The following is a 20,403-nucleotide window of genomic DNA, read 5'->3' on the forward strand; positions in this document are numbered from 1 at the left end:
CCCATCCCGCCGCCCGGCGCGCCGCCCCCCTCCAGCGGCGCGCCGCGGCGGGTCGTCCGCCGTCCCCTGCGGAGGACTTGACCCACTGTCACCTGTGGCGCGCGCCGAGGGCGAGCGGTCCCGACCCGCGTCACCCTGATGGATGAACCCCGGCCGGGTCGGGCCCGGCCGGGGTTCGCGGCCGGCGGGTCCGTGCGGCCCGCCGGCCCGGAGCGCGTCAGATGTGGCCGACGCCCGCGCCCGCCTCCGCGTTCTCGCCGCGCTTGGTGAGCAGCGCGACCAGGACGGCCACGACCGCGACACCGGCGGCGACGAGGGAGGCGAGGCTCATGCCGGAGATGAACGTGTCGTGCGCGACGGAGGTGATCTTCGCCGCGACCGCCTCGGGCACGCCCTTCGGCACCGGCGCCACGCCGACCTGGACCGCCTCGGAGGCCTGGTGCTCCTGGGCCGCGGTGAGCGGCGGGAGTCCGGCGTCCTTCCAGTTGCCGGCCAGGTCGCTGTCGACCTTGGAGGCCATCACGGCGCCCAGCACGGCCGTGCCGAGGCTGCCGCCGATCTGCATGGCGGCCTGCTGGAGACCGCCCGCCACACCGGAGAGCTCCATCGGCGCGTTGCCGACGATGACCTCGGTGGCGCCGACCATGACGGGGGCGAGGCCGAGGCCCAGCAGGGCGAACCAGAGCGACATGGTGGCGCTGCCCGTGCCCGTGTCGAGCGTGGACATGCCGTACATGGCGAGGGCGGTGACGGCCATGCCGCCGGCCAGCGGGACGCGCGGGCCCAGCTTGGTGATCAGCGCGCCCGCGAGCGGGGAACCGACGATCATCATGCCGGTGAGCGGCAGGAGGTGCAGACCGGCGTCGATCGGGCTCATCCCGTGCACGTTCTGCAGGTAGAAGGTGACGAAGAACAGGCCGCCCATGAAGGCGATGGCCATCAGGACCATCAGGACGACACCCGCGGACAGCGCCACGGAGCGGAACAGTCCGAGCGGGATCAGCGGCTCCCTCACCTTCGTCTCCCAGAAGGCGAAGACGGCGAAGGCCAGCACGGAGGCGCCGATGAACGCCCATGTCTTGCCGTCGCCCCAGCCCCAGGCCGGCGCCTTGATGAGCGCCCACACCAGGCAGAACATCGCGCCGGAGAGCAGCACGATGCCGGGGATGTCGAAGGAGCGCGGAGCGTTCTCCGCGCGGTGGTCGAGGAGCATCAGCGCGCCCAGGACCAGGGCGAGGGCGCCGACGGGCACGTTGATGAAGAACACCGACTGCCAGTTGACGTGCTCGACGAGGACACCGCCGAGGATCGGGCCGCCGGCGGTGGAGGCGCCGATGACCATGCCCCAGATGCCGATGGCCATGTTCAGCTTCTCGGCCGGGAAGGTGGCCCGCAGCAGGCCGAGCGCGGCCGGCATCAGCAGCGCGCCGAACAGGCCCTGGAAGACACGGAACGTCACGACCATGGCGATGCTGTCCGACAGGCCGATGGCCCCGGAGGCGGCGGCGAAGCCGGTCACGCCGATCAGGAAGGTCTGCCGGTGTCCGAACCGGTCGCCGAGCTTGCCCGCGGTGATCAGGGAGACCGCGAGGGCGAGGAAGTAGCCGTTGGTGATCCACTGGACGTCGGCGAAGCTCGCGCCGAGGTCCTTCTGGATGGCCGGGTTGGCGATGGCCACGATGGTGCCGTCGAGGGCCACCATCATGACCCCTACGGCGACGGTGATCAGGGTGAACCACGGGTGGCCGCGCAGCCCCTTGGCCGGCCCGGGCTGCGACGGGTCCGCCGAGGCCCCGCCCCCCTGCCCGGCCTCGTCGATGGTGGTCTGACTAGTCATACATTCGAGGTTAATGTCAGTGACTGACAAACGACAAACCAATTCACAAGTCGGTAACTGACATGTCACTCCCCTATAGGCTGAACTGGGGGAACAGTTCGCGGGGAGTCCGCAGAGGCACGGAGAAGTACATGGAGACGGCGGGGACCGCCGAGGCGGCGGCACGGCCGGCGCCGCGCCCGGGACTGCGTGAACGCAAGAAGCAGCGCACCCGCGGCGCGCTGCTGCGGGCCGCGCTCGAACTCTTCACCACCCAGGGGTACGAACGGACGACGGTCGACGACATCGCGGACGCCGTCGGCGTGTCGCAGCGCACCTTCTTCCGCTACTTCCCCGGCAAGGAGGAGGCGGCCTTCGCCGTGCAGGACATGGTGGAGGCGCACTTCGTGGAGTCGCTGCGGGTGCGCCCGCCCGCGGAGGCCCCGCTGGAAGCGCTGCGCCGGGCGGTGCTGGACGGCTGGGACACGATCAACGACGCCGTCGCGAGCGTCGTGCCCGTGGAGCTGTACCTGCGCATGTTCCGGGTGATCGAGTCGACGCCCGCCCTGCTCGCCGCGCACCTGCGCCGTTCGGTGGAGACGGAGGAGACGATCGCGCGCCTGCTCGCCGAGCGCGAGGGCCTCGACGCGGACACCGACCCCCGGCCGCGACTGGCGGTGGCCGTCTTCGGCGGGGTGATACGGGTGACGGGACGTCAGTGGAGCGCGGGCGAGGACTCCAGCCTGGAGGCGATACGCGCGCTCACGGCCGCGTACCTCGACCAGATCGTCCCGGCGCTGACCGGGAACTGGCGGGCCACGGCCGCTCCGGGCGCGGCGGCCCCCGCGCGGGCCACCGACGGACCCGACGCGAACGCCTGAACGCGGGGACCGACGCCGAGCCCGGCGCGCGTACGAGCACGGACCAAAGGCACCACCCCCGGACCCAACGCCTGCGCCCGAGGACCGACGTTGGGACCGGCGCGCACGTGACGGCACGGACTTCACCGGCACCCCCGGAACGAACCACCGGGCACGGACCACCCCCGGCCCGAGACGCCCCCGGACGCGGACCGTCCCCCGACCCGGCACGACCGCCCGAACACGGACCGCCGAACCGAGCGCGGACCATCGGCTGCCCCGGCGCGGGCACTTGGGCGCGGGCCGTCGGCGGCGGGCGCCCGCACCCCGGCACGCGGCGCCGGACGGTCCGGGAGCGCGGCGCCGAACGGTCCGGCGCCGGATGTGCGACCGGTCACGAACTGCCGTACAGACGGCCGATCTTGAACAAGAGTACGGACTGAGATTCCCGTCACGCGGCTCGAAACGTGATACCCGTCACTCGGTTAACGCGAGACCCTCCCGTTCTCCTAGTGTGTCCTCCCAGTGACTTCCTTCGACACCTCCCCGCCGCTCAACGTCTCGCGCGCGCTGCTCGCGCTGGCCGTGGTCTTCGTGATGCTGGCGACCACCGGCTGGACCGCCAGCCGCGGCCACCGCGGGACCACCGCTCTCCAGGCGTCCCTGTCCGCGTGGCAGCACGGCCGCCTGCACGGGCACCGGCTGCCGGACCCGGAGGCGGCCCCCGCCCGGCTGACCCGCTTCTTCGCCTCACTCGGCGCCCGGGACCGCGACCGCCTCGCCCACCGCTACCCGCTCGCCGTCGGCAACATGAACGGCGCCCCCGTCCGGCTGCGCTACCAGGCCAACCGCATCGCGCTCGGCCAGGCCCGCGCGGTGGAGCTGAAGCGCACGCACGACAGCCGGCTCACCCCGGCCGGGCAGCAGGACGCCGTCCGCCGTATGCACCACTTCGCGGCGCTCATGGGCGACGGCCGCCAGATCCTCGCCTTCGACCCGGAGGGCTCCGGCCGCGTCGCCGAGGTCTTCGGCGACCTGACGAAGGCCGAGCGGGTCTCCGTCCTGGTCCCCGGTGTCGACACCAACCTGTTCACCTTCCGCAAGACCCACCTCCCGTACTCGGCGCCGTACGGCATGGCGAAGTCGCTGTACGCGGCCGAGCGCGCGGTGAGCCCCCGGACCCGCACGGCCGTGATCGCCTGGGCCGACTACACCACCCCGAGCGGGCTCGGCGTGGACGCGGCGACCGCGATGCGCGCCGAGGAGGGCGCCGTGCGGCTGGACAAGGTGCTGCGCGGGCTGCCCGGCGACGCGCCCGTCGCCCTGTTCTGCCACAGCTACGGCTCGGTGCTGTGCGGCGTCGCGGCGCGCTCGCTGCCGGCCCGGGTCTCCGACATCGCGGTCGCCGCGAGCCCGGGCATGCGCGCCCGGAGCGCCTCCGGGCTGCGCACCTCCGCCCGGGTGTGGGCGATGCGGGACGCCACCGACTGGATCCGGGACGTCCCGTACCTGGAGCTGGGCGGCCTCGGCCACGGCGCCGACCCGGTCTCCACGGCGTTCGGGGCGCGGGTGCTGTCGGCGCGGGACGCCAGGGGGCACGCCGGTTACTTCGAGCCGGGCACCGACAGCCTCACCAACCTCGCCGAGGTCGGCGTCGGCGCCTACGCGTCGGTCCAGTGCGCCCATGACAACGACGGGTGCCGGGCGGATCTGCCCGGCACGACGACGGCTGGACGCGCGTAGAGACAGCAGGAAGTGCGGTCCGCGCGGGGAGGGACGAAGGAGCTCGTGCCGCCTACGATGAGCCGCATGGGTGACGTACTGACCGGATTTCATGCTGCCTGGGAGTTCGAGTCCGATTCCGTGCTCATCCGATACGAACGGGGGATACGGACACCCAAGCTCTTCCAGGCGCTGGGCGAGCGCCGCGTTCCGCTGGCCGCTCTCGCCGACGTGACGCTCGCTCCCGGCCGGCGCGGGACCGTGGTCCTGCGGATCGAGCCCCGGCCCGGCGCCGACCCGCTGATGGACGCCGCCGACGGGCAGCTCAAGGAGGGCAGCGACCCCTACCGGCTGGTGCTGCCCGCCGAACGGGAGACCCTCGCCGAGTACTACGCCGACGAACTGCGCGACCGCCTGACCGGGACCGGCCCGGCCGACCGCCATCTGGTGGCCGCGCCCGAGGTCCCGCTCCGGTTCAAGGCCTACGACGGCAAGGCGTCCTTCGACGGCGCCGCGGTGCGGTTCCGCTGGTCGTGGACCGGGGCGTCGTCGGCCAAGTGGAAGGCCGGCGACCAGAGCTTCCCGGTCGACGCCCTGGGCGGAGTGGAGTGGCGCTCACCGGAGGTGTTCGAGGGGCACCTGCGGCTGCTGCGGCGGGACGCGTGCGGCGCGCCGCAGCAGACGCAGGTGCCCCCGCAGCCGGACCAGGACCCGGCCGCGGTCGTCTTCGGGCTCGGGTACGGGCCGGTCCACGAGTCCCTGCCGTTCGCGGCGGCGGTGCTGGCCGCGGTGCGGGCGGCCGCGCCCGCGCCGGCCCTCTCCGTCCCGGCGGCGCGCCGCGATCCCGCCGACATCGCGGACCGCATCCGCCACCTCGGCGAACTGCACCAGGCGGGACTGGTGACCGACGACGAGTTCTCGGTGAAGAAGGCGGAACTGCTCGCGGAGCTGTAGGCCCGGGCCGCCCGCCGCTACTCCCGTCCGGCCGAGGTGAACGTCATGTCCTGGTACCTGCTCCCGGCCACCCGCCCGGCGATCGGCTCCAGCAGCGCCAGCTCCTCCCGCGTCAGGACGATCCTCGTCGCCGCGACGTTCTCCTCCACGCGGCCGGGCCTGCGAGTCCCGGGGATCTGCACGACCGGCAGACCGTGCACGGCGGACCGCTGCTGCACCCAGGCCAGCGCGATCTGGGCGAGCGAGGCGCCGTGCGCCTCCGCGACGGCCCGGACCGGCTCCAGCAGGGCCGCGTTGGCGGCGGCGTTGTCGCCGGTGAAGCGGGGCATCGTACGGCGGAAGTCGTCGTCGGTCAGGTCCTTCTCGGCCTGGACGAAGCCGCCGGTGAGGAAGCCCCGGCCGAGCGGCGAGTACGGCACCAGCGCCACCCCCAGCTCACGGGCGGCCGGCACCACCTTCGCCTCGATGTCCCGGCTGAACAGGGACCACTCCGACTGGACGGCGGCGATCGGGTGCACGTCCTGGGCCGCCCTCAGCTCGTCGCCGGTGACCTCGCTCAGCCCCAGGTGCTTGACCTTGCCCTCGCGCACCAGCTCGGCCATGGTCCCGACGCTCTCCTCCAGGGGGACGCCCACATCGCGCCGGTGCATGTAGTACAGGTCGATCACATCGACGTCCAGGCGCTTCAGACTCGCCTCGACGGCCTGCCGGATGTACGGCGCGTCGTTGCGGATGACGCGCCTGGTCGGCTCGTCGGGCGGGATCGACAGCGCGAACTTCGTGGCGATCACGACCTCGTCCCGGTGCGCCTTGAAGAACGGGGCGAGGAACCTCTCGTTCTCGCCCGCGCCGTACGCGTCCGCCGTGTCGTACAGCGTCACGCCCAGCTCCAGGGCCCGCTCCAGGGTGGCGCGGGAGGTCTCGGCGTCACTGGGGCCGTAGGCGAAGCTCATGCCCATGCAGCCGAGGCCCTGGACCCCGACCTCCGGTCCGTGCGTGCCGAGCCGCACCGTCGCGATCCTGCTGTCGGTCATCGGGTCGTCTCCCTCTCCGTCTCGTGGTGGCGTCCGGCGTCCGCGTAGAAACCGATCTTGTGGTTCAGCACCGCGAGGGTGTCCTGGAGCTCGGTGAGGCGGGCCAGCACGTCCCGGCGGGTCGCCACCAGCAGCTCGTACCGCTCGCCGTAGGTGCTCTCGCCCCCGCGCACCAGCTCCGCGTACCTCACCATGTCGGCGACCGGCATGCCGGTCAGCCGGAGCTTGCCGACGAGGTCGAGCCAGTCCAGGTCGCCGTTGGTGTAGCGGCGCTGGCCGGTGTGCGAGCGGTCGACGTGCGCCATCAGCCCGATCCGCTCGTACCAGCGCAGGGTGTGGGCCGTCAGCCCGGTGAAGGCGACCACCTCGCTGATCGTGTACCGGTCCTGCCCGTCCGGACGCGGATGCCGCCGGGGCCCGGCGGCGCAGGTGCGAACGGGGGCGGCGCTGTCCTCGGTCTCCTCGATGGCCACGGCCGTGGTCTGCATCACCGTCATGCCCTTCACGCTATGGGGTTGGAGTGCACTCCAGGCAAGCGGAATCCGGCAAGGCGACAAAATCGCGCGACGCCTGCCAGGCTCGCTGACTAGCGTGCGGGGCATGAGTCCCGTACGACGTGCCGAGCCCGCCGACGCCGGGGAAGTGCTGCGGCTGCGCCAGGTGATGATCGACTCGATGGCCGGAGCGGACACCTCCACCGACTGGCACACGCGTTCCCTGCCCGCCCTGCGGGCCAGACTCGCCGAACCGGACGGCGACTTCGCGGCGTTCGTCGTTGACCACCCGGAGCGGCCGGGGGCGCTGGCCACGCTGGTGGCGGGCACGGTCGACTACCGCATCGGACGGGCCCGCAACCCGCTCGGCGCGGTCGGCTACGTCTTCAGCGTCGCCACCGATCCGGACGCCCGCCGACGCGGGTACGCGCGCGCGTGCGTGGACGCGCTGCTGGAGTGGTTCCGCGAGCGGGGCGTCGACCGGGTCCAGCTCACCACGTCCGCCGAGGGAGCGCCGCTGTACTCCTCGCTCGGCTTCCGGCCCAAGCCCGACCCGTTGCTGGAGCTGTGGCTGTAGCGCCCGGCCCGTCCGGCGGACCGGGCCGCGGAAGGGACGGCGGCGACCGGCCCGCGCCGGGCAGGCCGTAGGCTCGACATCATGTCGTTGAACAGCCTGGCGTCGATCGAGAACTGGCCGGTCCCCACCGCGGCGGCGGGCGTCGTCCGCGCCGACGGCACGGTCGTCGGCACCCACGGCCCGACCGGGCAGCGCTTCGCGCTGGCCTCGGTCACCAAGCCGCTGGCGGCCTACGCGGTGCTCGTCGCGTACGAGGAGGGCGCGATCGAACTGGACGAGCCGGCCGGCCCGCCCGGCGCGACCGTCCGCCACCTGCTCGCCCACACGTCGGGCCTGGCCTTCGACGAGCACCGGGTGACGGCACCGCCCGGTGAGCGGCGGCTGTACTCCAACGCCGGTTTCGAACAGCTCGGCGACCACGTGGCGAAGGCGACGGACATCCCGTTCGCGGAGTACCTGCGCCAGGCGGTGCTGGAGCCGCTGGGCATGGACCGGACATCGCTGGACGGCTCCCCGGCCAAGGACGGCGTCTCCACGGTCGACGATCTGCTCCGCTTCGCCGCCGAACTCCAGGCCCCGCGCCTGCTGGACCCGCGCACGGTCGCCGAGGCGATGACCGTCCAGTACCCGGGCACCAAGGGCGTCCTGCCGGGCTACGGTCACCAGAACCCCAACGACTGGGGGCTCGGCTTCGAGATCCGCGACTCCAAGTCCCCGCACTGGACGGGTTCCTCGTCCTCCCCCCGCACCTTCGGCCACTTCGGCCAGTCCGGCACGTTCCTGTGGACCGACCCGGACGCCGGCGCGGCCTGCGTCGCGCTGACCGACCGCGCCTTCGGCCCGTGGGCGATCGAGGCCTGGCCGCCGTTCACCGACGGGGTGCTGGCGGAGCTGCGCTAGGGCCTGCCGTCCGCACGTCCCCGTCCGCCCCTCGGGCGACGACGGGAACGTGCGGGCCCCAGGAGACCCGGGGCCGCTCGCTCGGACCGGGCCGGCAGAGGCCGGGCGGGCCGGGCGGGCCGGTCATCCCGCCGCCATCTCCCACACGATCAGCTCCGCGTCCGTCGCCGCCACCGCTTCCAGTCCCTCGGCGTCCGTGACCCGCGCCGCGTCCCCCGCCGCCATCTCCCGTCCGCCGAGGCGCACTTCACCGCGTACGACATGGACGTACACGTACGCCGCCGCCGGGAGCGCCGTCCGCCCGCCCGGCCCGAGCCGGCGCACATGGAGGGTGGCGCCGGCCCTCGGGACGGCGTACGGGGCGGAGTCGGCGAGGGCGCGTACGACCTCGTAGCGGGGCGCGCCGCCGGGCTCCCGGGGCGCCAGCCACATCTGGACGAAGACCAGCGGGACGTCGGCGTCGTTGCGCTCGACGTGGCGCACGCCGGCCGCCGCGCTCAGGTGCTGCACGTCGCCGGGGCGGACCACGCTCTCGTGGCCCGCGGAGTCGCGGTGGGTGAGCTCGCCCTCGACCACCCACGTGACGATCTCGGTGTGGCTGTGCGGGTGCTCGTCGAAGCCGGCGCCGGGAGCCAGGCGCTCCTCGTTGCAGGCGATCAGCGCGCCGAAACGGAGGTTGTCGGGGTCGTAGTGCGGGCCGAAGGAGAAGGCGTGCCGGGTGTCGATCCCGGCCGCGCTCTCGCCGCCTCGGTAGCGCTCCGCCGCGCGCCGTACGTCCATCGTCACGGGAACCACCGTAGCCCCGGGCCGAAAGCCGGCCGAGCGGCCCCCGCGCGACCCGCACCGGTCCCGGCGAGCGCGCCTGTGAGCAGCCCCCGCCAGGACCCTCCGCGAACGCCCGTGCGGCTCGTCCCGGACCGGGTCGCGCCCACCCGGGGCAGCCCGTCTCCGGCGCGGCCCCGCTTCCGCCGCCGGCCCCCGGACGGTCCAGTCCGACCCGGCGGCACGCACGTGCGTCCGGATAAGGCAGTCTTGTCCCCGTGCCCGAACCCGAATCCCGTCACGCCGAAGCCGCAGCGCGCCCCGTCCATCCGCACACCGCGACGCTGAGACGGCTGGAGAAGTCCTCCGGGTCGCTCGCCGCCCAGGCCATCGCGCGGATGGACGAGACGCTTCCGTGGTACCGGGCCATGCCCCCGGAGAACCGTTCCTGGATCGGACTGGTCGCCCAGGCGGGCATCGCCGCCTTCACCGAGTGGTTCCGGCGCCCGGACGCGCCGCAGGCGATCTCCACCGATGTGTTCGGCACCGCTCCCCGCGAGCTGACGCGGGCGATCACCCTGCGGCAGACCGTGGAGATGGTGCGCACCACGATCGAGGTCATGGAGTCCGCCATCGACGAGGTGGCGGCGCCGGGGGACGAGTCCGTGCTGCGCGAGGCGCTGCTGGTGTACGCCCGGGAGATCGCGTTCGCCACCGCCCAGGTCTACGCCCAGGCCGCCGAGGCACGCGGTGCCTGGGACGCCCGGCTGGAGTCGCTGGTCGTCAACGCGGTCCTGTCCGGCGAGGCGGACGAGGGCGCCGTGTCGCGGGCCGCCGCCCTGGGCTGGAACTCCCCCGACCATGTGTGCGTGGTGCTCGGAACCGCGCCCGACGGCGACTCCGAGCTGACCGTGGAGGCCATCCGGCGGGCCGCCCGCCATGCCAAGCTCCAGGTGCTCACCGGGGTGCTCGGGGACCGGCTGGTGGTGATCGCCGGCGGCAACGACAACCCGCTGGCCGTCGCCAAGTCGCTGATCGGGCCGTACGCGGCGGGCCCGGTGGTGGCCGGGCCGATCGTGCCCGACCTGCTGGCCGCGACCCGGTCCGCGCAGGCCGCCGCGGCGGGGCTGAAGGCGTGCTCCGCCTGGCAGGACGCCCCCCGCCCGGTGCTGGCGGACGATCTGCTGCCGGAGCGCGCCATCGCGGGCGACCCGGGCGCGCGGGAGCAGTTGGTAGAGGAGATCTACAGACCGCTCGAGGAGGCCGGGTCCGCGCTCCTGGAAACGTTGAGTGTTTATCTTGAACAGGCGAGCAGTCTGGAAGGCGCGGCCCGAATGCTCTTCGTTCACCCGAACACCGTGCGCTACCGGCTCCGACGTGTGACTGACGTCACCGGTTGGTCGCCGTCCGATGTACGATCCGCGTTCACGCTGCGGATCGCACTGATCCTGGGGCGTCTGGCCGACGGAGATCCTCAGGCCTAGCGTTTTGTCGGGGTCCCACAAAACCCCTTCGTGTTCTTCGTCCTTGTCCTCACGGGCGGCCGTGGCCGTCCCCAAGAGAGAGTGTGAGAGTGCTCGTACTCGTCGCTCCCGGCCAGGGCGCCCAGACGCCCGGCTTCCTGACCCCCTGGCTCGAACTGCCCGGGGCCGCCGACCGTGTGACCGCCTGGTCGGACGCCATCGGCCTCGACCTCGTCCACTACGGGACGCAGGCCGACGCGGACGCGATCCGCGACACCGCCGTGGCCCAGCCGCTGCTGGTGGCCGCCGGAATCCTGTCGGCCGCGGCACTCGGTGACGTGGCACCGGATGCCGTCGCGGGCCACAGCGTCGGCGAGATCACCGCGGCCGCCTTCGCGGGCGTGCTCGGTGACACCGCCGCGCTGACCCTGGTGCGCAAGCGCGGCGTGGCGATGGCCGAGGCCGCCGCGATCACCGAGACGGGCATGTCGGCGCTGCTCGGCGGCGACCCGGAGGTGTCCGTCGCGCACCTGGAGAAGCTCGGTCTGACCCCGGCGAACGTCAACGGCGCGGGGCAGATCGTGGCCGCCGGCACCATGGAGCAGCTCGCCGCGCTGAACGAGGACAAGCCCGAGGGCGTACGCAAGGTCGTGCCGCTGAAGGTGGCCGGCGCCTTCCACACCCGCCACATGGCACCCGCGGTCGACCGGCTGGCCGAGGCCGCCAAGGCGCTCGCGCCCGCCGACCCGAAGGTCGTCTACGTCTCCAACAAGGACGGCCGGACCGTCGCGAGCGGCGCCGAGATCGTCGAGCGGCTGGTCGGCCAGGTCGCCAACCCGGTCCGCTGGGACCTGTGCATGGAGACCTTCAAGGAGCTCGGCGTCACCGCCCTGGTCGAGGTGTGCCCCGGCGGCACGCTGACCGGTCTCGCCAAGCGGGCGCTGCCCGGCGTGAAGACGCTCGCGCTGAAGACCCCCGACGACCTCGAAGCGGCCCGCGACCTCATCGCCGAGCACGCGAACGCCTGACGCCCCGAAGGAGCCGATCGAACATGTCGAAGATCAAGCCCAGCAAGGGCGCCCCGTACGCACGCATCCTCGGTGTGGGCGGCTACCGCCCCACGCGGGTGGTGCCCAACGAGGTGATCCTCGAGAAGATCGACTCGTCCGACGAGTGGATCCGTTCGCGCTCCGGCATCGAGACCCGCCACTGGGCGTCGCCGGAGGAGACCGTCGCGGTGATGTCCGTCGAGGCGGCCGGCAAGGCGATCGCCGACGCCGGGATCGACGCGGAGCGGATCGGCGCCGTGGTCGTCTCCACCGTCTCGCACTTCAGCCAGACCCCGGCCGTGGCCACCGAGATCGCCGACAAGCTGGGCACCGACAAGGCGGCCGCCTTCGACATCTCGGCGGGCTGCGCCGGCTTCGGCTACGGCCTCACCCTCGCCAAGGGCATGGTGGTGGAGGGTTCCGCCGAGTACGTGCTCGTCATCGGCGTGGAGCGGCTGAGCGACCTGACCGACCTGGAGGACCGGGCCACGGCCTTCCTGTTCGGCGACGGCGCCGGCGCGGTCGTGGTCGGCCCCTCGAAGGAGCCGGCGATCGGCCCGACCGTGTGGGGCTCGGAGGGCGACAAGTCCGAGACGATCAAGCAGACCGTGTCCTGGGACCGCTTCAGGATCGGTGACGTGTCCGAACTGCCCCTGGACAGCGAGGGCAACGTCAAGTTCCCTGCGATCACCCAGGAGGGCCAGGCGGTGTTCCGCTGGGCCGTGTTCGAGATGGCGAAGGTCGCCCAGCAGGCGCTGGACGCGGCCGGGATCAGCCCGGACGACCTGGACGTCTTCATCCCGCACCAGGCCAATGTGCGGATCATCGACTCGATGGTGAAGACCCTGAAACTGCCGGAGCACGTCACGGTCGCCCGTGACATCCGCACCACCGGCAACACCTCGGCCGCCTCGATCCCGCTCGCGATGGAGCGGCTCCTGGCGACCGGCGAGGCGAAGAGCGGCGACACCGCACTCGTCATCGGCTTCGGGGCGGGTCTCGTCTACGCCGCTACGGTCGTTACCCTCCCCTAGGCACTCCGTGCCGGATCACGCGTCCGGTGCGGGAAACACTGCCACACCCTCTGGAACATCTACGAAGGAGCGCCGACATGGCCGCCACTCAGGAAGAGATCGTCGCCGGTCTCGCCGAGATCGTGAACGAGATCGCCGGGATCCCCACCGAGGACGTCCAGCTGGACAAGTCCTTCACCGACGACCTGGACGTCGACTCGCTGTCCATGGTCGAGGTCGTCGTCGCCGCCGAGGAGCGCTTCGACGTCAAGATCCCCGACGAGGACGTCAAGAACCTCAAGACGGTCGGCGACGCGACCGACTACATCCTCAAGCACCAGGCCTGATCCACCGATCACCGCCTTGGGCTGACTGCCCCGCCACCCGGCGGTGGCGCCGTACGAATCCTCGCATCCGTTGGAGAAAGAATTCCCGTGAGCTCGACCAATCGCACCGTGGTCGTCACCGGTATCGGCGCAACCACACCGCTGGGTGGCGACGTAGCCTCCACCTGGGAGGCCCTGGTGGCCGGCAAGTCCGGCGTCAAGCCGCTGACCCAGGAGTGGGCGGCCGAGCAGGCCGTCCGTATCGCGGCCCCGGTCGCCGTTGAGCCGACCGAGACCATCCCGCGGCCGCAGGCCCGCCGGCTGGACCGCTCGGCGCAGTTCGCGCTGATCGCCGCTCAGGAGGCGTGGGCCGACGCCGGCTTCACCGGCAAGGCGGGCGAGACCGGGACCTCCGCCGACGCGGCGGACACCGTCGACCCCGACCGGCTCGGTGCGGTCATCGCCTCCGGCATCGGCGGCGTGACCACCCTGCTCGACCAGTACGACGTGCTGAAGGAGAAGGGCGTCCGCCGCGTCTCCCCGCACACCGTGCCGATGCTGATGCCGAACGGCCCCTCGGCCAACGTGGGCCTGCTCGTGGGCGCCCGCGCGGGCGTGCACACGCCGGTCTCCGCCTGTGCGTCGGGCGCCGAGGCCATCGGCTACGGCATCGAGATGATCCGCACCGGCCGCGCCGACGTGGTCGTCGCGGGCGGCACGGAGGCGGCGATCCACCCGCTGCCGATCGCCGCGTTCGGCAACATGATGGCGATGTCCAAGAACAACGAGAACCCGCAGGGCGCCTCGCGTCCCTACGACGTCGACCGGGACGGCTTCGTCCTCGGCGAGGGCGCCGGTGTGCTCGTGCTGGAGTCCGCCGAGCACGCCGCCAAGCGCGGTGCCCGCGTCTACGCGGAGGCGGTCGGCCAGGGCATCTCCGCCGACGGCCACGACATCGTGCAGCCGGAGCCGGAGGGCCGCGGCATCTCGCACGCCCTGCTGAACCTGCTGGACCGCACCGACCTGGACCCGGCCGAGATCGTGCACGTCAACGCGCACGCCACCTCCACGCCGGCCGGTGACATCGCCGAGCTGAAGGCGCTGCGCAAGGTGTTCGGCGACGACGCCGACCACATGGCGGTCTCCGCGACCAAGTCGATGACCGGTCACCTGCTCGGCGGCGCGGGCGGCGTGGAGTCGGTGGCGACCGTGCTGGCCCTCTACCACCGGGTCGCGCCGCCGACCATCAACGTCGAGAACATCGACCCCGAGGCCGAGGCGAACGCCGACGTGGTCCGCGGCGAGGCCCGCAAGCTGCCCGTCGAGGGCCGCATCGCCGCGCTGAACGACTCGTTCGGCTTCGGCGGCCACAACGTCGTGCTGGCGTTCCGGACGGTCTGAGAACCCCCGTCACGCACCTGAAAGGGCTCCCACCGGTCGGTGGGGGCCCTTCGTCTTCGCGGAACCTCGCCGCGCGGTCCTCGGGGCGTGCGGGAGCCGGCACCGCGGCGGTCGGTGTGCGCGGGAGCCATCGCGTGGCGGGCCGTCGGCGGGCACGGCGGCCCCGGCGCACCGGCGTACCCGGTGGCCTTCGTGTCCGTGCGGGGCGGGGCCGTGCCGGCCGGCGGTCAGACGACCTGGTGCAGCCAGCGCACCGGGGCGCCCTCACCGGCGTACCGGAAGGGCTCCAGCTCGTCGTCCCAGGGTTTGCCCAGGAGCTTGGCGACCTCCGCCTCCAGGTCCGTCTCGCCGCCCTGGGAGCGGGTGAGCGCCGCGCGCAGCCGGTCCTCGGGGATGAGGATGTCACCGTGGATGCCGGTGACGGCGTGGAAGATGCCGAGGTCCGGGGTGCAGCTGTAGCGCTCGCCCTCCGCGGTGGCGCACGGCTCCGCGGTCACCTCGAAGCGCAGCAGGTGCCAGCCGCGCAGCGCCGAGGCGAGTTTGGAGCCGGTGCCCGCCTCGCCCTGCCAGGAGAACTCCGAACGCCAGGTTCCGGGCGCGGCGGGCTGCCGGATCCAGTCCAGGCTGACACGCGTGCCGAGGACCCCGGCGACGGCCCACTCGACGTGCGGGCACAGCGCGCGCGGCGCGGAGTGCACGTACAGAACTCCACGTGTCGTCACCGGGACCTCCGGACAGGGCGGGACAGGATGCGGTCGGGCGGGCAGTGGCGCGACGGCCACGTTGATGGCGAGGCTACCGTGCGACGGGGCAAGGAGTGTGACGTACCGTCGGTCCCGGTGCCAGGAAACCCCCGCCATTCACCCATGGGGACGCTTGTGCGGGTGTGCGCCGTCACATCGAGCGGGAACGGGAACCCCCACGCGTTCTCATGGAGGGGACCGGATCAGCGCCCGACGACCGAGGGGAACTCCAGGGGATGCGGAAGCGAAGCCACCCCATGCGGGCAGCGCACGCCGTGGTGGCGGCGGCGGTGCTGGCCACCGCGGGCTGCGACAGCGCCGACGGGGGCACCTTCGGCCGGGGCGACACCGGGGCGCGCGCGACCCGGCCGTCCGCCTCGCCGACCCCGGTGTGGGACACCGCGCCGGACTCGATCGCCGCGGTGGGCGACTCCATCACCCGCGGCTTCGACGCGTGCGCGGTGCTGTCGGACTGCCCGGAGGTGTCCTGGGCGACGGGCAGCGACGCCTCGGTCAACAGCCTGGCCGTGCGGCTGCTCGGGGTGACCGGCGCGGCGCAGCACAGTTGGAACCACGCGGTGACCGGTGCCCGGATGAGCGATCTGAACGGCCAGGTCGGCCAGGCGGTGCTGAACAAGCCGCAGTTGGTGACGGTGATGGTCGGGGCCAACGACGCCTGCCGCGCCTCCACGGACGAGATGACGTCCGTCGCGGACTTCCGCGGCCAGTTCCAGGACGCCATGAACACCCTGCGTCAGGCGCTGCCGAAGACCGAGGTGTACGTCTCCAGCGTGCCGAACCTGAAGCGGCTGTGGTCCGAGGGGCGTACGAACCCGCTCGGCAAGCAGATCTGGAAGCTGGGCATCTGCCCGTCGATGCTGGGCGACGCGGAGGCGCTGGACGGGACGGCGACCCGGCGGCGCGACGCCGTGCAGGACCGGGTGGTGGCGTACAACAAGGCGCTGGCGGAGGTCTGCGCCAAGGACCGCCGTTGCCGCTTCGACCACGAGGCGGTCTTCGACTACCGCTTCGGCACGGAGCAGCTCAGCCACTGGGACTGGTTCCACCCGAGCCGTGACGGCCAGGCCCGCCTCGCGGAGATCGCCTACCGGGCCGTCACCGCCAAGAACCCGTGACCTAGGGTTCCGGGCATGAGCGAAAATTTCGGCAGACTTTCCGACGGAACACCGGTGCACCGTTGGACGCTGGAGCGGGCCGGGGTGCGGGTGCGGGTGCTGTCGTACGGCGGGATCGTGCAGTCGGTCGAGGTGCCGGACCGCGACGGGCGCACCGCCGACGTGGTGCTCGGCTTCCCCGGCCTGGACGGCTACCTGGCCCATCCCGAGCCGTTCCTCGGCGCCCTGGTCGGCCGGTACGCCAACCGGATCGGCGGCGCCCGGTTCCCGCTGGACGGGCGGACGTACGCGCTGGCGCCCAACGACGGCCCCAACTCGCTGCACGGCGGCGAGAGAGGCTTCGACAAGCGGGTGTGGGAGGTGACCGAGGTCGAGCACGGGGTGCGCCTGGCCCGGGTCTCCCCGCACGGCGAGGAGGGCTTCCCCGGCCGGCTGGAGGTCTCGGCCACCTACACGCTGGACGCCTCGGGCGCCCTGCGCATCGCCTACCAGGCGGTCACCAACGCGCCGACGGTGGTCAATCCGACCAACCACGCGTACTGGAACCTCGGCGGGGCCGGCTCCGGCGCGGCGGGCGGTCACGAACTGCGGCTCGCCGCCTCCCGCCGCACCCCGGTCGGCGCCGGTCTGATCCCGACCGGCGTGCTGGCGGAGGTCGCCGGGACCCGCTTCGACTTCCGCCACCCGCGCCAGGTGGGCTCCGGCTACGACGACAACTTCGTCCTCGACAAGGGCGTCACCCCGGCGGCCGAGGAGGTCGCCGAGCTGTACGACCCGGCGTCCGGCCGCGTCCTGACGGTCTCGACGACCGAGCCGGGCCTCCAGCTCTACACCGCCGACCACCTCTCCGGCCCGTTCGCCCCGGGCGCCGGGATCGCCCTGGAGACCCAGCACTTCCCGGACTCCCCCAACCGCCCGGAGTTCCCGAGCACCGAACTGCGGCCCGGCGAGGTGTTCCGCTCGGAGACGGTGTACGGCTTCTCGGTGCGGTAGCGGCCGGCCGGGCGTCCACCGCACCGGGCGTTCCCGCGGCCCGTACCCGCGGCGCGCGCCGGGCGCCGGCCGCCCAGGACACGGGTGTCACTCATGTCGCCGGGCCCTCCCGCCGCGCGTCCGCCCGGCCGCCGTGCCGAGCAGGGCCGCCGCGTCCGCGCGGTTCAGCGGCGCCGTGCCGCCGGTGATCACCGGCCGTTGACCGCTCGCCTCGCGCCCGCTCCCCCGGACGTCTCCCCGTGGCGGGCTGCCGGGCCGTCCGGGCGTCCGCGGGCCGGGGGTCCGCCGGATGGCCGGTGGCGCCACGAGCCCCGGTCCGGGGGTCAGGTTCTCGGACCGGGGCCGCCGGCGGGAGACTCGTCCCCGATCAGACGGTAATCGCCGAAGGGGCGCGGTGCCCGGTGATCGGCAGCCCGGCCGCAACCTCGTACGAACCCTTCACAATCAGGCGGGTACCGCCGACCCGCCCGGTTCCTCCGCGCCGTCGGCCTCCCCCGGCTCGCCGGTCTCCTCGCCGAGCAGGTCGCGGGCGAGCAGGGTGGCGCCCGCGACCGCGCCCGGCATCAGGAACACGGCGACGAACGGCAGCAGGAAGGCCAGCCCGAGCGGGGTGCCGAAGCCCCAGACCAGCAGCTTGCGCGAACGCAGCAGGGCGAGACGGGCGCGCAGGTCCACGTCCCGGCGCTGGAGGGCGACGGCGGCCAGTTCCTCGGTGAGGAAGAAGCCGGTGACGAAGAAGCCGATCACCGGGACCACCGTCTGGCCGACGAAGGGCAGGAAGCCGAGGGCGAAGAGCAGCACGCCCCACAGCGCGGCCCGCACCACGATGCGCAGCCCGTCGCGGGCGGAGATCCACAGCTCGCGCCAGAGCGGCAGCCCGGACTCGGGCGCGGTGCCGTCCGGGGAGACGTCGCGGTCGACCTGTTCGGAGAGGTTGTCGTAGAAGGGCTGGCCGATCAGCAGGGTGGCCGCGGTGAAGGTGACCACGGCGAGGAGCAGCCCGAGGGCGAACAGCACGGCGGTGAGGAAGCCGCGGAAGAGGCCGAGCCAGGGACTCGGCCAGCCGTCGGCGAAGGGAGTGGCCCAGGCGACGGCGTCCTCGCCCCACAGGGCGAGCGCGACGAGCGCGGCGGCGTACAGGACCAGGGTGATCAGTCCGGGGAGCAGACCGAAGCCGTACGACCTGCCGTGCCGGGCGACCCAGCGCTGGCCCTTCAGGAGATAACCGAATCCCACCCCAAGATCACGCATGGGCTCACTCTATCGAGGGACGCCCGGGGGCCTCCCGGGCGATTCCCCGCCGGGCCCGGCCCGTCGTCCGCGCCCGGCGGTGGCCGCACCGGGAGTGCGGCCTCCTTGCCGGGCGGCGTCCGGTTCAGGCCAGCGTGACCGTGATGTTGCCCCGGGTGGCCTTCGAGTACGGGCACACCTGGTGGGCCTTCTCGACCAGGCTCCGCGCGGTGGCCGCGTCCACGTTCGGGATGTCGGCGGAGATCTCGACGATGATGCCGAAGCCGTCCTCGTTCTTGCCGATGCCGACCTTCGCGGTGACGGTCGAGCCGGAGATGTCGGCGCCCTCCTGGCGGGCGACGACGCCCAGGGCGCCCTGGAAGCAGGCGCTGTAGCCCGCGGCGAACAGCTGCTCGGGGTTGGTGCCGGTGCCGCTGCCGCCCATCTCCTTGGGCGGGTTCACGACGACGTCGATCTTGCCGTCGTCGGTGGCGACCCGGCCGTCGCGGCCGCCCTCGGCGGTGGCGACCGCGGTGTACTTGACGTCGGACTGCTGGATGGGCATGCGGTGCGTTCCTCCTCGTTCCGTCGTGACTCGCGCCCACGATCACAACGGTTTCGGAATAAACTTACCGCATGCCGGAATCCCTGCGGAAGACCGCGCGCCGGTCGGCCTGCCGGCCCGCCGTCGAACGGACCGGCGGACCGAGCGGACGGGCGGACCGAGCGGACGTGCGGACCGGCCGGAGGGCGGCTTGGCGGGCCGGACGCCCGGCCGCCGACGTCCCGGTCCGTCAGAGCTTGACGATCATCTTCCCGGTGTTGTCGCCGCGCAGCACGCCGAGGAAGGCCTCCAAGGTGTTCTCGACGCCCTCGACGACGGTCTCGCGGTACTTCAGCTCGCCCGAGCGCACCCACGGGCCGACCTCCTGGACGAACCGCGGCTGGAGGTCGTAGTGGTCGCCGACGAGGAAGCCCTCGATGCGCCCCCGGGTCTGGATCAGCCGGGCCAGGTTGTTCGGGCCGGGCGCGGGCTCGGTGTTGTTGTAGACCGAGATCATGCCGCAGATCGCGATGCGTCCGCCCCGGTTGAGGGAGCCGATGGCGGCCTGAAGGTGGTCGCCTCCGACGTTGTCGAAGTAGACGTCGACGCCGTCGGGGGCGGCCGCCCGGAGCTGCTCGGCCACCGGGCCGCTCTTGTAGTTGAACGCGGCGTCGAAGCCGTACTCGTCGAGGAGCAGCTTGACCTTCTCGTCGGACCCGGCGGAGCCGATCACGCGCGAGGCGCCCTTGAGCCTGGCGAGCTGCCCGACCTGGCTGCCGACCGCGCCGGCCGCGCCGGACACGAAGACGACGTCGCCCTCCTTGAGGGAGGCGATGCGCAGCAGGCCCGCGTAGGCGGTCAGGCCGGTCATGCCGAGCACCCCGAGGTACGTCGACAGCGGCGCGACCTCGGGGTCGACCTTGACCGCCTGGCCGGCGTCCACGGCTGCGTACTCGCGCCAGCCGCCGGAGTGCAGGACGTGGTCGCCGACGGCGATGCCCTCGGCCTCGGAGGCGACGACCTCGCCGACGGCGCCGCCCAGCATGGGCTTGTTCAGCTCGTACGGAGGAGCGTAGGACTTTGCCTCGCTCATCCGGCCACGCATGTAGGGATCCACCGAGAGGTACTCGTTGCGCACCAGGACCTGGCCCTGGCCCGGCCGCGGGAGCTCGGCCTCCACCAGGGCGAAGTCCTCCGGCTTCGGCCAGCCGACCGGCCGGCTGAGCAGGTGCCATTCACGGCTGACGGCGGGAAGTGCGGGGGTGTCGGACATGGGGGGCGCCTTTCGTCGGTGCGGTGGGGGGATGCTCCGGGGAGCGGATTACTTCACTATCTGAAACAACCATGCGCCTGAATATTTCAGCCTGTCAAGCAACGGGGTACGCT

20 protein-coding genes are annotated in these 20,403 nt (G+C 72.9%); 12 read left to right on the forward strand and 8 right to left on the reverse strand.

Features of this window, described 5'->3' with window-relative positions; genetic code table 11:
• Nucleotides 1-217 precede the first annotated feature (217 nt).
• Nucleotides 218-1,837, reverse strand: coding sequence for an MFS transporter (locus ACF061_RS02790; protein ID WP_392264975.1), 1,620 nt, complete (start codon nucleotides 1,835-1,837; stop codon nucleotides 218-220).
• 131 nt (nucleotides 1,838-1,968) lie between these two features.
• Here ACF061_RS02790 and ACF061_RS02795 point away from each other — a divergent pair, with 131 nt between their 5' ends.
• From ACF061_RS02795 to ACF061_RS02805, 3 genes are all read left to right on the forward strand, one after another.
• Nucleotides 1,969-2,697 carry a TetR family transcriptional regulator gene (locus tag ACF061_RS02795; protein ID WP_392264976.1) on the forward strand — a complete coding sequence of 243 codons (729 nt, stop codon included), beginning with the start codon at nucleotides 1,969-1,971 and terminating at the stop codon, nucleotides 2,695-2,697.
• 504 nt (nucleotides 2,698-3,201) lie between these two features.
• A complete protein-coding gene (locus ACF061_RS02800; RefSeq protein ID WP_392264977.1) occupies nucleotides 3,202-4,419 on the forward strand; it encodes an alpha/beta hydrolase in 1,218 nt (405 codons plus the stop codon).
• 66 nt (nucleotides 4,420-4,485) lie between these two features.
• Complete coding sequence (locus ACF061_RS02805) at nucleotides 4,486-5,352, forward strand: DUF4429 domain-containing protein (protein ID WP_392264978.1); 867 nt, start codon at nucleotides 4,486-4,488, stop codon at nucleotides 5,350-5,352.
• A gap of 17 nt (nucleotides 5,353-5,369) precedes the next feature.
• Here ACF061_RS02805 and ACF061_RS02810 read toward each other — a convergent pair whose 3' ends face one another.
• Nucleotides 5,370-6,386, reverse strand: a complete 1,017-nt coding sequence (locus tag ACF061_RS02810) for an aldo/keto reductase (RefSeq protein WP_392264979.1) — start codon at nucleotides 6,384-6,386, stop codon at nucleotides 5,370-5,372.
• Complete coding sequence (locus ACF061_RS02815) at nucleotides 6,383-6,883, reverse strand: MerR family transcriptional regulator (protein ID WP_392264980.1); 501 nt, start codon at nucleotides 6,881-6,883, stop codon at nucleotides 6,383-6,385. The genes ACF061_RS02810 and ACF061_RS02815 overlap by 4 nt, the downstream gene beginning before the upstream one ends.
• A gap of 103 nt (nucleotides 6,884-6,986) precedes the next feature.
• Here ACF061_RS02815 and ACF061_RS02820 point away from each other — a divergent pair, with 103 nt between their 5' ends.
• Together ACF061_RS02820 and ACF061_RS02825 are read left to right on the forward strand one after the other, a co-directional pair.
• Nucleotides 6,987-7,457, forward strand: coding sequence for a GNAT family N-acetyltransferase (locus tag ACF061_RS02820; protein ID WP_392264981.1), 471 nt, complete (start codon nucleotides 6,987-6,989; stop codon nucleotides 7,455-7,457).
• A gap of 81 nt (nucleotides 7,458-7,538) precedes the next feature.
• On the forward strand, nucleotides 7,539-8,357 hold the full coding sequence (locus tag ACF061_RS02825; RefSeq protein ID WP_392264982.1) for a serine hydrolase domain-containing protein: 819 nt from the start codon (nucleotides 7,539-7,541) through the stop codon (nucleotides 8,355-8,357).
• A gap of 123 nt (nucleotides 8,358-8,480) precedes the next feature.
• Here the strand turns inward: ACF061_RS02825 and ACF061_RS02830 are convergent, their stop codons facing one another.
• Nucleotides 8,481-9,137, reverse strand: coding sequence for a pirin family protein (locus tag ACF061_RS02830; RefSeq protein WP_392265383.1), 657 nt, complete (start codon nucleotides 9,135-9,137; stop codon nucleotides 8,481-8,483).
• Between the two features lie 260 nt (nucleotides 9,138-9,397).
• Between ACF061_RS02830 and fasR the strand changes: the two genes are divergently transcribed.
• The 5 genes from fasR (at nucleotide 9,398) to ACF061_RS02855 (ending at nucleotide 14,371) form a co-directional block, all read left to right on the forward strand.
• The gene (fasR, locus tag ACF061_RS02835) at nucleotides 9,398-10,603 is read left to right on the forward strand and encodes a fatty acid biosynthesis transcriptional regulator FasR (protein WP_392264983.1); all 1,206 of its coding nucleotides are present in this window, start codon (nucleotides 9,398-9,400) and stop codon (nucleotides 10,601-10,603) included.
• A gap of 89 nt (nucleotides 10,604-10,692) precedes the next feature.
• The gene (locus ACF061_RS02840; RefSeq protein WP_392264984.1) at nucleotides 10,693-11,610 is read left to right on the forward strand and encodes an ACP S-malonyltransferase; all 918 of its coding nucleotides are present in this window, start codon (nucleotides 10,693-10,695) and stop codon (nucleotides 11,608-11,610) included.
• A gap of 23 nt (nucleotides 11,611-11,633) precedes the next feature.
• Nucleotides 11,634-12,665, forward strand: a complete 1,032-nt coding sequence (locus ACF061_RS02845; RefSeq protein WP_392264985.1) for a ketoacyl-ACP synthase III — start codon at nucleotides 11,634-11,636, stop codon at nucleotides 12,663-12,665.
• A gap of 77 nt (nucleotides 12,666-12,742) precedes the next feature.
• Nucleotides 12,743-12,991, forward strand: a complete 249-nt coding sequence (locus ACF061_RS02850; protein WP_018545314.1) for an acyl carrier protein — start codon at nucleotides 12,743-12,745, stop codon at nucleotides 12,989-12,991.
• Nucleotides 12,992-13,078: 87 nt separating this feature from the next.
• Nucleotides 13,079-14,371 carry a beta-ketoacyl-[acyl-carrier-protein] synthase family protein gene (locus ACF061_RS02855; protein ID WP_392264986.1) on the forward strand — a complete coding sequence of 431 codons (1,293 nt, stop codon included), beginning with the start codon at nucleotides 13,079-13,081 and terminating at the stop codon, nucleotides 14,369-14,371.
• A gap of 227 nt (nucleotides 14,372-14,598) precedes the next feature.
• On the opposite strand, the gene ACF061_RS02860 is transcribed toward ACF061_RS02855, so the two are convergent.
• On the reverse strand, nucleotides 14,599-15,093 hold the full coding sequence (locus ACF061_RS02860) for a DUF3145 domain-containing protein (protein WP_392264987.1): 495 nt from the start codon (nucleotides 15,091-15,093) through the stop codon (nucleotides 14,599-14,601).
• A 257-nt stretch (nucleotides 15,094-15,350) separates the two neighbouring features.
• Here ACF061_RS02860 and ACF061_RS02865 point away from each other — a divergent pair, with 257 nt between their 5' ends.
• On the forward strand, nucleotides 15,351-16,250 hold the full coding sequence (locus ACF061_RS02865; protein ID WP_392264988.1) for an SGNH/GDSL hydrolase family protein: 900 nt from the start codon (nucleotides 15,351-15,353) through the stop codon (nucleotides 16,248-16,250).
• A gap of 15 nt (nucleotides 16,251-16,265) precedes the next feature.
• Nucleotides 16,266-17,243: an aldose epimerase family protein gene (locus ACF061_RS02870; RefSeq protein WP_392264989.1), complete on the forward strand. Its 978-nt coding sequence runs from the start codon at nucleotides 16,266-16,268 to the stop codon at nucleotides 17,241-17,243.
• A gap of 444 nt (nucleotides 17,244-17,687) precedes the next feature.
• Here the strand turns inward: ACF061_RS02870 and ACF061_RS02875 are convergent, their stop codons facing one another.
• The 3 genes from ACF061_RS02875 to ACF061_RS02885 form a co-directional block, all read right to left on the reverse strand.
• Nucleotides 17,688-18,494 carry an EI24 domain-containing protein gene (locus tag ACF061_RS02875; protein WP_392264990.1) on the reverse strand — a complete coding sequence of 269 codons (807 nt, stop codon included), beginning with the start codon at nucleotides 18,492-18,494 and terminating at the stop codon, nucleotides 17,688-17,690.
• A gap of 124 nt (nucleotides 18,495-18,618) precedes the next feature.
• Entirely contained in the window at nucleotides 18,619-19,038 is a 420-nt protein-coding gene (locus ACF061_RS02880) for an organic hydroperoxide resistance protein (protein WP_392264991.1), read from the reverse strand.
• A gap of 229 nt (nucleotides 19,039-19,267) precedes the next feature.
• On the reverse strand, nucleotides 19,268-20,290 hold the full coding sequence (locus ACF061_RS02885) for an NADP-dependent oxidoreductase (protein ID WP_392264992.1): 1,023 nt from the start codon (nucleotides 20,288-20,290) through the stop codon (nucleotides 19,268-19,270).
• Nucleotides 20,291-20,403: the final 113 nt, after the last annotated feature.

This window comes from Streptomyces sp. NPDC015220 (assembly GCF_043079345.1).
Classification (GTDB): Bacteria; Actinomycetota; Actinomycetes; order Streptomycetales; family Streptomycetaceae; genus Streptomyces.